Source organism: Streptomyces lunaelactis (assembly GCF_003054555.1).
In the GTDB taxonomy this organism is placed as follows: domain Bacteria; phylum Actinomycetota; class Actinomycetes; order Streptomycetales; family Streptomycetaceae; genus Streptomyces; species Streptomyces lunaelactis.
In genome coordinates, this window is sequence record NZ_CP026304.1 from 7,347,793 (window position 1) to 7,360,330 (window position 12,538).

A 12,538-nucleotide genomic window follows, 5' to 3' on the forward strand; every position below is an offset into this window, starting at 1 on the left:
GGCTATCGCTCCTCGGCGGTGAGGGCGGCGACGGGCTCCCGCTCCGGCTCGCGCGCACTGCCGCTCAGCAGCCCGGGCGCGAGCATCAGTGCGGGACCTGCCATGACGATGGCGATCAGGGCGGCGAGACCCAGCTCGCCGAAGCCGGTCAGCGCTCCCGAAACCCAGACGCCGAGCACCAGGAAGGCATCGCAGAGCGGGATCAGGAGCGCGAAGTACCGGCCGGTCATCCTGGCGGCGAGGCGGCTCTGCACCTCGGCGTAGAAGACCACCGTGCCGACTGCCTCGAAGGCGCCCGCCAGCACCAGTACCGCGATCGCCGGGGCCGGATGGTCGAGCAGCGGCAGCAGCAGCCAGCAGATGCCCTCGACGACATTCACCGTCATATAGACGGCGCCCTGCCGGAAGCGGCCGAACGCGGCGGCGAGAAAACCGCCGAGCGAGGCCCCGAGGCCGATTCCGGCGGCGAGATATCCGAACATCCCGGGGACGTCGGAGTAGTGGTGCAGGGCGTACAGCGGAAGGAAGAGCTTGCTGACTCCGAAGCCGAACATGTACGTGAAGGAGGTGAGCGTCATCACCGCCAGGAAACGGTCCTTGGCGACGAGCCGCGTCAATTCCCGGACGTTGTCGACGAACATCCGGCGCAGCGTGACGGCCAGCAGCGCCGCGCGCCCCTGCTCCACGGGCGCGGCACGCACCTGATCGTCCGGCGGTACGGGTGCCGGCGCGGGCAGACCGATCAGCAGCAGGGCGGCGATCAGGGCGAACGCGGCGTCCGCGAGGAACAGCAGCGAATACCCGAAGGGCACCAGCATCCCGGCGACCGCTGGACCGATCAGATTCGGCAGCCGTTGCGCCGACACCAGCATGGCGTTCCCGCGCAGCTCGGAGCCGGCCGGGACGGCGACCGCGCGTAGCGACATCCGGGCCGGCACCCCGAAGGCGTAGGCGATTCCGGAGGCGAAGGCGAGCACCTGGATCTGCCACAGTTCGCTCGCGGCAGGCACCAGGGGGATCACCAGGGCCCCGCCCAGGGCGCCTCCCATCGCGTACCGGCGCGGGTCCCCGCGGTCGACGAGGTCTCCGACCACCGCCCCGAACAGCACATTCGGCAGCAGTTCCAGGGCGAGCGTGAGCGCTGCCAGCAGCCCGGAGCCGTACCGCTGGAGCACCAGCAGGGGCAGTCCGACCGCCGTCATGGTGGCGCCGAGCCGCAGGGCGAACAGGGACAGTGCCAGTCGGAGAAGCGGCCGGTTCCGCGGTGAATCACGCATAGCGGCGCTCCTGGTGAACGATGCGGACGGCCGCCGCACGGTGAACGATGCCGGCGGCCGCTGCACGCTAGCCGGGCGCTCTTGAGAGCAACTGGAGCCGATGCGGTCCGACACCGGGAATCGCTCCCCGAGCGGGACTTGAGCGCGTCGCGATTACCGCTGGAGACCTTCGGCTCTTGCCGGTTCCGTCGGCCCCGCCGACACCCCTGTGCCGCGAGGAGACAGCTCGATGAGCCATCCGTCCATGCCAGTTCTGGAGTCGTTCACCCGCACCTGGCCCAACCTCGAAGCCGCGCACGAGAAGGCGATGAGGTCCGCAACGGCGCTGCTGACCTGCCGTGACGAGCTGCTTTCGGTACTGACCCGGGTGGCCACCTACAGCAGTGCCCGCGATGAACTCCTGCGTTCCGTGGGGGCGTTGACGGGAGCACCCTGGGAGCTGGCCCGTAGCTGCCCGCCGCAGCTGTCGCGGCTCTCGGTGTTCCTGCCGTCGAACAATATCCTCTACTCCTATGCGCTGTTCGGCCTGATCCCCGCGCTCTACTGCGACGAGGTGATCATCCGCCCCTCGGCCCGTGTCCGGGACACCGCATACGCCGTGCACAAGCTGATCAGCAGCCGTCTCGACCCGGATCACGCCCAGCGGATCAAGATGGCCGACGTCTCCCAGCGGCAGTTCAAGCCGATCTGCTCGGAGTCCGACGCGGTGGTCTTCACCGGCCAGCCCGCCAATGCCCACAACGTGATGAAGTCCGTCGGCGACCGGCCGCTCTTCCTCGTCATGGGCTCAGGGCCCAACCCTCTGATCGTCGGCCCCCGCACGGAGCCCGGCGCCGCCTGCCGTGCCATCCTGCGCGCCCGGCTGTACAACTCCGGTCAGGACTGCCTGTGCCCGGACGTCATCTTCGTCCACCGGCTGCGGCTCGACGCGATCGTCGAGCAGCTGCGCGCCGAGTTGTCCGTGCTCACCGTAGGAGCGCGCGCCTGGCCCGACACCGTACTGACCCCGCTGGTCTACGAGGACGCCGCGGAAGGCGCGGCGGAGTTCCTCACCCTGAACGCCGACCATCTGGTCAGTGGCGGCGAGGTGGACCTGGAGCGGATGCTGGTCGAGCCGTCGCTGCTGGTGTTCCCCGAAGGCGTGGACTTCCACCCGCCGGAGCTCTTCTCGCCGGTCTTCTGCATCGTGCCGTACGAGGACCCGGAGATGCTCCGCGAGTGGGCCCGCAGCCCCGAGGAGCTGGAGCGGGGCATGTACGTCTCGGCGCTGGGCGAGCCGCGGCTGACGGGAGAGACCCTGGGCACCGGTGTCATCAGCCGCAACGCCACCACCCTGGACGCCGAGGACGGCAACCAGCCGTTCGGCGGGTACGGCGTGCACGCCAGCAGCGTCCGCCGCGACGGGCGGCTGATCGGCCGGCCGCTGCTGCTGTCCGCGGAGGCCGGGCTGCGGCAGTCGGTCATCACGGGACCGCTGCGATGAGCGTCGCGACCCGGGCGTACGGCACCGACCCTCCCGGCACGGACTGCCCGTCCGCCCACCGTCCCGGCGCGGCCGGTGACGGCACGGACGGTCCCGGCACCGGGGTGCGGGCGGGGTTCGCGCGGACGCTTGTCGCCGGCGTGGGCCGGCCGGGTCCCGGGACCGTACAGCTGGTCACCCGAGTCCTCGGCGCCCTGGTCGCCGATGCGGAACCCCCTGGGCACGCGCCCATCGTGCTCGCCGCGACCGACCACTGCCTGCGTGCCGTCGCCGAGTTCGTCGCCACGTGCGAGGACACGACGCGGCGGCTGCGCCCGTCGGTGTCGCTGGCCCTGGAGCCCTCCCTGCTGCTCGGCCGCTTCACCGTCGAGCAGGAGTGGGCGGCGCCGTGCTACGCGCTGGTGACGCCCGGCGGCGCGGGCGCAGCCGCCCTGCGCTGGGCGACGGCCGCCGTCCGCGGCGGCACCGTGCCCGCTGCCGTGGTCTGCGAGGTCGTGCACGGTCAACGGGCGGGCGAGGAGACCGTGCTGGCCGTAGCCGCGCTCATCGGACCTGGCGGCGCCCCCACCGCCGGGGTGCGTGCTCTCGACCCCGACCGTGACATGCCCGCCGGACTTGACAGCGTGCTGCTGCGCGCGGCCCGCGGGGAGGTGGCCGGGACATGAGCGGCGTCCCCGCCGCCTGGCAGCAGGCGGCCGACTGCCTCGCCGACGCGGGCTGCGAGACCGTCTTCGGACTGCCCACCGACGAACCCGGGCTGCTGGACGCGGCCGACGCGCACCCCGAACTGCGGGCCGTGGGCGTACGTGCCCACCGCGCCGGAGCCTGCATGGCGATCGGCCATGCCCTGGTCACCGGCCGGCCCGTGGTGCTGGCCCTCGGCGCGGGACCGCCCTTCGGCGACGCCGTCAGCGCCCTCGTCGAAGCCGACTCGGTGTGTGCGCCGGTCGTCGTCGTGACCACCCGCATCCCCGCCGACGGGCTGGGCCGCGGCGGCTTCCAGGATGTCGACCAGGTGGCGCTGGCCGCCGCGTTCACCACAACCTATCTGCGGGTTCAGGACCCGGGGGCACTGACATGGGCGCTGCGCAGGGCCGTCCACATGTCGCTCAACGGGCGGCCCGGGGTCACGGTGGTCGAGGTCGCCCACGAGGTGACCGAGGCCGCGATCCCCGCCGGTGCGCCGTCGGGCAACGGGCCCGTGCGCCGGCTGCTCTCCGTACCGGAGGAGTCCGAACTGCGGCGGGCCGCCGCGATCCTGGCCGGTGCCGAACGCCCGCTGCTGCTCCTCGGCGGCGGCGCCCGCGCGTCCGGCGCGGGCCCCGCCGCCCTCGCGCTCGCCGAACGCTGGGGAGCCCCGGTGATGACCACGGCAGCAGGGCGCGGCACCGTACCGGAGGACCATCCGCTGGTCTGCGGCTCGGTCGGCCTGTACGCGACACCGCCGCTGGACACCGTCCAGTGCGGCGCCGACACGGTCCTCGCCGTGGGCAGCCGGCTCGAGGAGACCGCCCGCATGGGCTGGGACACCCTGGAGTCGGTCCGTCTTGTGCAGATCGACTGCGACCCGGCGGCGTTCGGCGGGGGAGTGGTGGAGCCCGCCGCAGCGCTGCTCGGCGACGGGGCTGCCACCGTGAGCAGGCTCGCCGCGCTGCTGCCGGAGCGGAGCCGGGAGGCCGCCGACTGGCTGGAGACCGCGGCACACGCCCGCCGTACGGCCTGCTTGAGCTGGACCGCCGAGGGCGACCGGGCCGGCTCGCCCGCCCGTACCGCGCTGCACGCACTCGCCGAGATCTTCCCGGACGCCACCACCGTCCATGACAACGGCATGAACGACATCTGGTCCTACCACTGGCCGGTCCACCGGGTCGGGCCGGGCGCGCGGACCGTGGTCCCCGGCGAGCAGACGATGCTCGGCTTCGGCACCGCCGCAGCGCCTGGCGTCGCCCTCGCTTCCGAAGGCCGCCCCACCGTCGTGGTGTGCGGCGACGGCGGGGTCGAGATGGGCCTGGACGCCCTGCCCACCGCGGCCGAACTCGGCCTCGGACTCGTCCTGCTGGTCTTCGACAACCAGGGCTACGGCTGGCCCCGGCTGCTGCGCCACGGACTGGCCGCGCCCACCGGACTGACCCGGTTCGCCCGGCCGCTCCCCGTGGACGACGTGGTACGCGGCCTCGGCGGGCAGGCCGAGTCGCCGGACGGTGCCGACGCCGTCCCGGCCGCCCTCCGCCGGGCGCGGGAGACCGCCGAATCGGGCCGCATCGCTCTCGTACGGATCACGGTGCCCGACGACGATGTGCCGCCGGGCATCAGGCGGCTGTTCCTGACGGGCGGAGACGGCGCGGGGGACGAGACATGAACGCGGCTCCCGGCGCCCTGGTCATAGACGGGGACCTCATCACTCCCACCGCCCTGCGCACCGCGGTCGAGCGGACCGTCGCCGCGCTCGACCGTGACATCGGGCCCGGCCGCCCCTCCCTCGCCGTCGGCGTCGACGCGACGACCGGGCCCGCCGTGATCGTCACCGCGCTCGCCGCCTCGCGGCTGGGGGTGCCGCTGTTCCTGCGCGGCCACTCCGCCGCCGTACAGCACTGGCCGCCGCAGGTCGGCCCGGTGGCCTCACCGGCTGGGGGTGAGCTCGCTCCCGTCGTCACGGCCACGCGCCGCCGGCCGGCCCGGCCGCCGGAACCCGGCACCGGCGCGGTGTTCTTGACGTCGGGCAGCTCCGGCGCGGCCAAGGCGGTCGCGCTGTCCCGGTCCGCTCTCGACTACCAGGCCGAGGCGACCGCCCGCCATCTCGGCATCGACGGCGACGACGCACTCCTGCTGCCGCTCCCGCTCAACCACGCCTACGGATTCAGCGTGTTCGGCATCTGGCGCCGCTTCGGCGGGGAGCTCAATGTGCACACGGTGCTGCGCCCGGAAGCGGTCGCGGCCGATGTGAAGGGGCGCCGTACGACCTCCCTGGACGGGGTCCCCTTCCTCTACACACTCCTTGTCAGGGCCGCCGCTTCCGATCCCGTACTGCGCGACGCCCTGGCGCGGTTGACGGTCCGCGGCTGCGGGGGCGCCGTACTGCCGGCCGCCGTCGCCGCGCACTTCCTCGATGTCGTCGGCGCACCCGTGCACGACGGCTACGGGCTCACCGAGGCGGGCCCCAATGTGGCGCTGTCCTCGGCCACGCACTGTCGCGCGGGAACGGTCGGCACGCCGCTGCCCGGCACCGAGGTGCGCATCGCCCCGGACACCGGCGAAGTCCTGGTCCGGGGACCGGGGTTGATGACCGGCTATCTCGGCCGCGCCGACGCCACGCGGGAGGCGCTGCCCGGCGACGGCTGGCTGCGTACGGGCGACACGGGCGCACTCGATCCGGACGGCTACCTCAGCGTGCTTGGCCGGCTGAAGGACATCATCATCGTGCTCGGCGAGAACCACGCGCCCGCCACCATCGAGGACGTGCTGCGCGCGGACGAGTCGGTCGGGGACGCGGTGGTGGTGGGTGTGCCGACCCAACAGGCCCACGGCGACGCGGTGTTCGCCTTCGTCGAGCCGGCTGACCCGGGCCGCCCGCCGAGCGAACGGGCGCTGCGCACCCGCTGCTACCGGGGCCTGCCGCCGCTGCTGCGGCCACGCTTCATCCAGGTCGGCGCGCTGCCGAGGCTGCCGGGCGGCAAGGCGGACCGTCAGCGGCTGCGCCGGCTGGCCGCGACCTCGGGAGGACAGCGCTGATGGCCCGACGATCCGTACCTGACACGGTCATTACGGGCCTGGGCCTGATCACCGCCTACGGGTGGGGCACGGACGCCTACTGGAGCGGCCTGCTGTCCGGCTCCCGGGCCCTGCGCCCGCACGCGGACCTGGCCGCCGCGGGCTTCGACCGCACGGTGACCGCGGCGCTCGACGACGCGCACCTGGCGGTCACCGCCCACGACGCGCACCGGCTCCACTCGCGGCGCAGCCGGCTCGCCCGCGCAGCCACCGCGCAGGCACTCCGCGAGGCCTCCCTCACCGGACTCGGTCCCGGCACCCTCGTGGTGGCAGTCGGTCAGACACCACTGGCCGACGAGGCCGACGACTCCCGCGAAGGCACCACCACCCGCTGGGGACGCGAGGAGTTCGCCGGACCCTCGCCCGCCGATCTGCCCGGCGTCTCCCCGCGCGCCGAGACCGTCTACCTCTCCCAGGCCTGCGCCTCCGTCTCCTTCGCCCTCGACTACGTGCGCACCTGGCTGCGCTCCGGCTGCGGCACCACCGCCCTCGTCGTCGGCACCTGTGTACTCAACGCCTACGAATACGCGGGCATGGCCATCACCGGCGCTCTCAGTCCCACCGGCGCCCGCCCCTTCGACACCGCACGCGACGGCACCAGCCTCGGCGAGGGCGCGGGAGCGATCCTGCTGGAGACCGCGGCGGCCGCCGAACAGCGTGGCATCACCCCCCAGGCCGTCCTCGCCGGCGCGGCCGCCCGCGTGAACGGCCGCAGCCCCGCCGCTTCGGACGAAGCGGCCATCACCGACTGCGTCCTCGCCGCCCTCGAGGACGCCGGACTCGAACGCGTCGGCTACATCCACGCCCACGCCACCGGCACCGTCCAGGGCGACACCGTGGAACTCGCCGCCCTCGGAGCCGTGGGCGCGCCGCGCGGCTGGGTCGCCGTCCCTGTCAGCGGCCACAAGGGCGGCATCGGCCACCTCATGCACGCCTCCTCCGCGCCCGGAATCGCCGCCGCCCTCGGCTTCCTGCGTACCGGCACGGCCCCCGGCACCCCCGGCCTCGACTCCCCGGAGGCGGCCGGGCGGGCGATCGACGTGCTCACCGCGCCGAGGCGGCTGCCCGGCGCACCCCGCAGTTGCCTCGTCAACAGCTTCGGCTTCGCCGGAAACAACTCCTCCCTCGTCCTGACCTCACCGGATGGGAGCACCCGATGATCCGTACGATGCGCGCCCGGGCCGACTACGGCTGGCGGCACAGCGCCGAGCCCGCCGTCGCCCAGCTGCGCCGGCTCTACGAAGGCGAGTTACGCGCAGCGCTGCCCCGCCGGTCCGTGCACACCCACGGCGCGGACGGCGGCCCGAGCGCCTCCTACACCGGCCCGTACGAGATCGGCAAAGGGCTGCTCGCCCAGATCGAGTGCCACAGCGGCAGCCCGGGCTCCCCGTCCGCCGCAGGACCCGAACTGGTCATGGTCGCCGCATCGGCCCGCCGCCTCGCCGCACTGCCCCGCGAGCGCTCGCTGATACTCCCCGCCCGGGTCCACCAGATCGTGCCGATACGCGGCGACCTGGCAACCGTGCTGGCCGGCCGCAGCCGCCGCAATCTGGACCGGTTCCGGCGCAACCAGCGTGTGGACGGCTGGAGTTGGGAGCACGCCGGGAGCGACGAGGACCTCGACTTCTTCCGCCGGCGGATGCTGCTGCCGACCGTGCGCGACCGCTACGGTCCGTACGCCGTCAGCGAGGACCCCACCGTGATGCGGGAGTGCCTGCTGCGCCAGGGCCATCTCTTCTTCGTACGGGCCGGGGGCCCTGCCGGCGAGCGCATCGCCGGAGCACTGTGCCGCTGGGACGCCCGGCGGCGCACCCTGCGCTTCCGGCTCACCGGAGTGCTCGACGCCGACCCCGCGCTGCGCAGGGCGGGAGCCCTCATCGCCGCCGAGTACTTCGTCTTCGAGTGGGCGTGGCGGCACGGCGTCGCCGCTGTCGATCTGTCCGGCGGCGCACCCTTCCTGGCCCGCCCCATCGTCCAGTACAAGATGCGGCTGAACGCCGTGACCGTGCCCGCTCCCACTCCCGTACGGCATCTGGGCACCTGGTTGCATGTTGCGAGGGACTCTGCCGGGGTACGCGACTTCCTGGCAGCCAACCCGCTGCTCGCCACCGCGCCGGGGGGCGGACTCGAAGCGGTCTACTTCCACGACCGGACGCGTCAGGTCCGGGACGATGTGGCGTGGCGCAGCCCGGGGGTCGACGGCCCCCGCACGGTGGACCTCGATGAATTCCTCGCCCCGGCAGGCAGGTTGGACGGCGGGTCGAGCAGTGCTCCAGCGCTGCCTGTCACGGTTCTGAAAGGCCCGCCAACCGCAGGTCTTCCCAGTACATTCCACGAAGGAGGCCGACGGTGGCACACCGGACGCTCATAGTGGCTCGGATGGAGCCGGGCAAGACCGGCGACATCGCCAAGATCTTCGAGGAGTCGGACTCGAGCGAGCTGCCCCACATGATCGGTGTGGCGAGGCGGTCCCTGTTCACCTTCCACGACCTGTACTTCCATCTCGTCGAGGCCGACGAGGACATCAGTCCGCGTCTCTACCAGGCCCGCAGCCACCCGCTCTACGACGACATCAACACCCGGCTCGCCGAGTGCGTCTCGCCGTACGACCCGAACTGGCGAGAGCCCAAGGACGCGATGGCGCAGTCTTTCTATGTCTGGACCAAAGAGGGAGGAAGGATCCAGTGAGCGAGTTCACACTGGCGGAGCTTGCCGGCAAGCTCCGCGAATGCGCCGGCGAGTCCGAGGGCATCGACCTCGACAGCAACGCGGTGCTGGACGTTCCCTTCATCGACCTCGGCTACGACTCCCTCGCGCTGCTCCAGGTGACCGGAGTCATCAAGCGCGAGCATGGCGTCGAACTCTCCGACGACGCCGTGGTGGAGGCCGAGACGCCGCGCATTCTGCTCAAGATGATCAACGCAAGTCTCCCCGAGGCGGCATGAGCGCGGAAGATGCCGTCACCTCGGGACTGGCCGGAAAGCGAGTGCTCATCACCGGAGGCACCCGAGGCATCGGACGGGCGGCGGCGCTTGCCTTCGCCCGTGCCGGGGCGCAGGTGGTGGCGGGACACAGCAAGGACGGCGAGGCCGCCGAATCGCTCGCGCGGGAACTGGGCGAGCTCGGCGAGGGCCATCTGACCGTACGCGCCGATGTCACCACCCCGGACGGAGCCAGACGGCTCGCCGAGGTCTGCGAGGAACAGCTCGGCGGGCTCGAGGTGCTGGTGAACAACGTCGGCATCGACGGCCACGCCAAGTTCGGCGATCTCGAACCGGCCGAGTGGCAGCGGCTGTTCGACCACAATGTCACCTCCGCCTATCTGGTCACCCAGGCCGTCCTGGACCTGCTCTCCGAGGGCGCGTCCGTCGTCAACATCGGTTCGTCGGTCGCTCTGCGCGGCCGCCCCTTCAGCGCCCACTACTCCGCGTCCAAGGCGGCTCTCGTCGGCCTCGGGCGGGCGCTGTGCAAGGAGCTCGGGCCGCGCGGCATTCGCGTCAACACCGTGGCCCCGGGCGTCACCGAGAGTGAGGCCGGTGGGGATCTGCCCCCGCAGCTGCGGGAGCGGATCGCCTCGATGACCGCCCTGGGCCGGCTCGGCCGGCCCGAGGACGTCGCCGGGGCCGTGCTCTTCCTGGCGGGGGACGCGTCCCGCTATGTCTCCGGTGCCACGATCACCGTCGATGGAGGAATCTGATGCCGTACGCAGCGATCACCTACCGGGTCAAGCCCGGGCACGAGGACGAGATCGCCGAGATCTTCGCCCACTTCAACCGGGTCGACACCCCCGACTACGCGGGCGACGACGGCGCGGCCGCCGGACGGCTCCTGGGCACCGGGGTGTTCATCAAGGACGACGTGATGGTGCGCGTCATCCACTACGACGGCGACTTCGCCGCCATCGGCCGCCACATGGCCACCCAGAAGGGCGTGCACATCCTGGAGGAGAAGCTCCAGCCCTATCTGGCCGAGGAGCGGGACACCTCGTCGCCGGCCGGCTTCGCCGCGTACTTCCGCAACGCGACGATGCGCTCCATCGCCCAGCTCACCGTCGACACCCACCCGGCACAGGCCTGAGCGCCATGACCGAGGTGCTGGGGATAGCCGTTCTCCTCGGCAGCGGTGTCACCGCGGGGGTGCTCTTCGCCGTCGCGCTGAGCGTGCTTCCCGCGCTCTTCGCCATGGAGACGGGCACCTACGTGTACGCGCACAAACTGCTGGGCCGCAACTGGGACCCGACCATGCCGGTCGTCGTCCTCACCTCCACGCTGCTCGCGGCGGTGCTCGCCCTGACCGCCGACGACAGCACGGCCCGCGCACTGTTCGGCGCCGCCGCCATACTGCTGCTGGGCGTTTCCGCCGTGTCCCATCTGTGCAATGTGCCGATCAACCGCAGGGTCAAGGCCGTCGACAACCCGGACGAGCTGCCCGCCGACTGGGAGGACCCGCGGCCGCTGTGGCGCCGCTGGCATCTCCTGCGGACTCTGCTCTCCGTCATCGCTCTGGCGCTCAACGCCGCGGCGGTCACCGTCATCTGACACGGTGACCGCCGCGGCGGTTCTGCTGTGTGAGGGGCGGACGGTCAGCGCACCATCTCCATCTGGCCCATCATGCCCATCGTCAGATGGCCCATCAGATGGCAGTGGAACATGAACATCCCGGTGTAGTCCGTGAACCTGATCAGTATCCGGGCGCTCTCGCCGGGCATCACCGTGACGGTGTCCTTCAGCCCCGCCTCGCTCGGCCCGGCCGGCTTCCCGTTGCGCTCGACGACCCGGAAGTGCTCCAGATGCGGGTGCATCGAGTGCGGGATGGTGAACGCCGTGTCCTTGTTCTCGATCGTCCAGCTCTCCGTGGTGCCGAGCCTGGGCCGGAAGTCGACGCGGTTGACGTCGAAGGGCCGGCCGTTGATCAGATGCTGCTGGCTCGCCGGGTCGAACGACATCGCGAACTGCCGCTCCACCGTCGGCGTACCGAGGTCCGGTGCCGGCCGCAGCCGGCCGGGCACGCTGCTGGGATCCGCGGCGCTGCGCACCACGTCGAAGCGCAGTACCTCGGGTGCCTCGCCGGGGAATGTCATCATCGTCTGCAGGACGACCTTCGAGCCCACCGGGTACTTGGAGAAGTCGACGACGATCTCCTGCCGTTCGGCCGGCCACACCTGCAGGATCCGGCTCGGCACCGGTGCGGGCAGCAGCCCGCCGTCGGTGGCGATGTGGGTGAACTCCTCACCCTCGCCCAGCCGCAGTACGAAGGCCCGCTCGTTGGAGGTGTTGACCAGCCGGAAGCGGTACTTGCGGGCGGCCACCTCGAAGTACGGCCTGGGGGAGCCGTTCACCAGGAACGTCGGCCGGTCCTGGAACCCGTGCAGGTCGTAGACGAGCGTGCCGTTCTCCTCGATCTTGGCGTCGCGCAGCTGCAGCGTGACGTCGTACTGGCCCTTGGGAAGCGGCAGCCGGTCCTCGGCCGGGTCGGTCAGCACATAGGTGGCGGCCGCTCCGCGGTAGATGTTCTCGGCGTGCGCGTGGTGCGAGTGGTCGTGCACCCACATCGTCGACGCGAGCTGGGTGTTGGGGTAGTGGAACAGCCTGCTCCGGCCGGGCGCCACCTCGTTGTCGGGGTGCCCGTCGGAGTGCGCCGGGACATGCCCGCCGTGCAGATGCATCGAGAACGGCACGTCCAGCGCGTTGGCCTGCTCGATGACCACCGGACGGCCGCGCCGCGCCACGATCAGCGGGCTCAGCGCCCCGTTGAACGTACGGACCCGGGACGTCGTCCCGGGCAGGATGGCCACATCCGCTTCCCGTGTCGTCAGCCGGTAGAGGTCGTGGTCGGCCAGCCGGACCGGCCGCAGCGGCCGCGGCACCCTCAGCGGCACGGTGAACGGCCTGGTGGGCTCGGTGGCCTGTCTGGGCTGGGCCGCGATGACCAGACCAGCGGGCACGGCGGCCAGAACACCGGCCGCCGTGCCCGCCTTGAGTAGACTTCTGCGGTTCAGCACGGAATCTCC

The 12,538-nt window shown here is 72.1% G+C and carries 13 protein-coding genes; 11 read left to right on the forward strand and 2 right to left on the reverse strand.

The genetic code is table 11. From position 1 onward, the window contains the following. Window positions 1-2: 2 nt before the first annotated feature. Entirely contained in the window at window positions 3-1,277 is a 1,275-nt protein-coding gene (locus tag SLUN_RS33510; protein WP_108153673.1) for an MFS transporter, read from the reverse strand. A gap of 229 nt (window positions 1,278-1,506) precedes the next feature. Here SLUN_RS33510 and SLUN_RS33515 point away from each other — a divergent pair, with 229 nt between their 5' ends. The 11 genes from SLUN_RS33515 to SLUN_RS33565 are packed head-to-tail and all read left to right on the forward strand — an operon-like array spanning window position 1,507 to window position 11,066. Continuing rightward, a complete protein-coding gene (locus SLUN_RS33515; RefSeq protein ID WP_108153674.1) occupies window positions 1,507-2,760 on the forward strand; it encodes an aldehyde dehydrogenase family protein in 1,254 nt (417 codons plus the stop codon). Then, entirely contained in the window at window positions 2,757-3,425 is a 669-nt protein-coding gene (locus SLUN_RS33520; protein ID WP_108153675.1) for a hypothetical protein, read from the forward strand. Before SLUN_RS33515 ends, SLUN_RS33520 begins: the two co-directional genes overlap by 4 nt. Beyond that, on the forward strand, window positions 3,422-5,119 hold the full coding sequence (locus SLUN_RS33525) for a thiamine pyrophosphate-binding protein (protein ID WP_108153676.1): 1,698 nt from the start codon (window positions 3,422-3,424) through the stop codon (window positions 5,117-5,119). The genes SLUN_RS33520 and SLUN_RS33525 overlap by 4 nt, the downstream gene beginning before the upstream one ends. Next, window positions 5,116-6,489 carry a class I adenylate-forming enzyme family protein gene (locus tag SLUN_RS33530; protein WP_108153677.1) on the forward strand — a complete coding sequence of 458 codons (1,374 nt, stop codon included), beginning with the start codon at window positions 5,116-5,118 and terminating at the stop codon, window positions 6,487-6,489. Before SLUN_RS33525 ends, SLUN_RS33530 begins: the two co-directional genes overlap by 4 nt. Further along, window positions 6,489-7,688, forward strand: a complete 1,200-nt coding sequence (locus SLUN_RS33535) for a beta-ketoacyl synthase N-terminal-like domain-containing protein (protein WP_108153678.1) — start codon at window positions 6,489-6,491, stop codon at window positions 7,686-7,688. Before SLUN_RS33530 ends, SLUN_RS33535 begins: the two co-directional genes overlap by 1 nt. After that, a complete protein-coding gene (locus SLUN_RS33540) occupies window positions 7,685-8,899 on the forward strand; it encodes a GNAT family N-acetyltransferase (RefSeq protein WP_108153679.1) in 1,215 nt (404 codons plus the stop codon). The genes SLUN_RS33535 and SLUN_RS33540 overlap by 4 nt, the downstream gene beginning before the upstream one ends. After that, window positions 8,878-9,216 (forward strand): TcmI family type II polyketide cyclase, encoded by a 339-nt coding sequence (locus SLUN_RS33545; protein ID WP_108153680.1) that lies wholly within the window; start codon window positions 8,878-8,880, stop codon window positions 9,214-9,216. The genes SLUN_RS33540 and SLUN_RS33545 overlap by 22 nt, the downstream gene beginning before the upstream one ends. Further along, entirely contained in the window at window positions 9,213-9,473 is a 261-nt protein-coding gene (locus SLUN_RS33550) for an acyl carrier protein (RefSeq protein WP_108153681.1), read from the forward strand. The genes SLUN_RS33545 and SLUN_RS33550 overlap by 4 nt, the downstream gene beginning before the upstream one ends. After that, on the forward strand, window positions 9,470-10,225 hold the full coding sequence (locus SLUN_RS33555) for an SDR family NAD(P)-dependent oxidoreductase (protein ID WP_108153682.1): 756 nt from the start codon (window positions 9,470-9,472) through the stop codon (window positions 10,223-10,225). Before SLUN_RS33550 ends, SLUN_RS33555 begins: the two co-directional genes overlap by 4 nt. After that, a complete protein-coding gene (locus SLUN_RS33560) occupies window positions 10,225-10,605 on the forward strand; it encodes a SchA/CurD-like domain-containing protein (RefSeq protein WP_108153683.1) in 381 nt (126 codons plus the stop codon). The genes SLUN_RS33555 and SLUN_RS33560 overlap by 1 nt, the downstream gene beginning before the upstream one ends. A gap of 5 nt (window positions 10,606-10,610) precedes the next feature. Continuing rightward, window positions 10,611-11,066, forward strand: coding sequence for an anthrone oxygenase family protein (locus tag SLUN_RS33565; RefSeq protein WP_108153684.1), 456 nt, complete (start codon window positions 10,611-10,613; stop codon window positions 11,064-11,066). Between the two features lie 44 nt (window positions 11,067-11,110). Here SLUN_RS33565 and SLUN_RS33570 read toward each other — a convergent pair whose 3' ends face one another. Further along, a complete protein-coding gene (locus SLUN_RS33570; protein WP_108153685.1) occupies window positions 11,111-12,529 on the reverse strand; it encodes a multicopper oxidase family protein in 1,419 nt (472 codons plus the stop codon). Between the last annotated feature and the right edge of the window lie 9 nt (window positions 12,530-12,538).

Excerpts from the sequence above, each read along its gene's own strand:
- SLUN_RS33510 (WP_108153673.1), bottom strand. The coding sequence starts at position 1,277 with ATGCGTGATTCACCGCGGAACCGGCCGCTTCTCCGACTGGCACTGTCC.
- SLUN_RS33515 (WP_108153674.1), top strand. The coding sequence starts at position 1,507 with ATGAGCCATCCGTCCATGCCAGTTCTGGAGTCGTTCACCCGCACCTGG.
- SLUN_RS33520 (WP_108153675.1), top strand. The coding sequence starts at position 2,757 with ATGAGCGTCGCGACCCGGGCGTACGGCACCGACCCTCCCGGCACGGAC.
- SLUN_RS33525 (WP_108153676.1), top strand. The coding sequence starts at position 3,422 with ATGAGCGGCGTCCCCGCCGCCTGGCAGCAGGCGGCCGACTGCCTCGCC.
- SLUN_RS33530 (WP_108153677.1), top strand. The coding sequence starts at position 5,116 with ATGAACGCGGCTCCCGGCGCCCTGGTCATAGACGGGGACCTCATCACT.
- SLUN_RS33535 (WP_108153678.1), top strand. The coding sequence starts at position 6,489 with ATGGCCCGACGATCCGTACCTGACACGGTCATTACGGGCCTGGGCCTG.
- SLUN_RS33540 (WP_108153679.1), top strand. The coding sequence starts at position 7,685 with ATGATCCGTACGATGCGCGCCCGGGCCGACTACGGCTGGCGGCACAGC.
- SLUN_RS33555 (WP_108153682.1), top strand. The coding sequence starts at position 9,470 with ATGAGCGCGGAAGATGCCGTCACCTCGGGACTGGCCGGAAAGCGAGTG.
- SLUN_RS33560 (WP_108153683.1), top strand. The coding sequence starts at position 10,225 with ATGCCGTACGCAGCGATCACCTACCGGGTCAAGCCCGGGCACGAGGAC.
- SLUN_RS33565 (WP_108153684.1), top strand. The coding sequence starts at position 10,611 with ATGACCGAGGTGCTGGGGATAGCCGTTCTCCTCGGCAGCGGTGTCACC.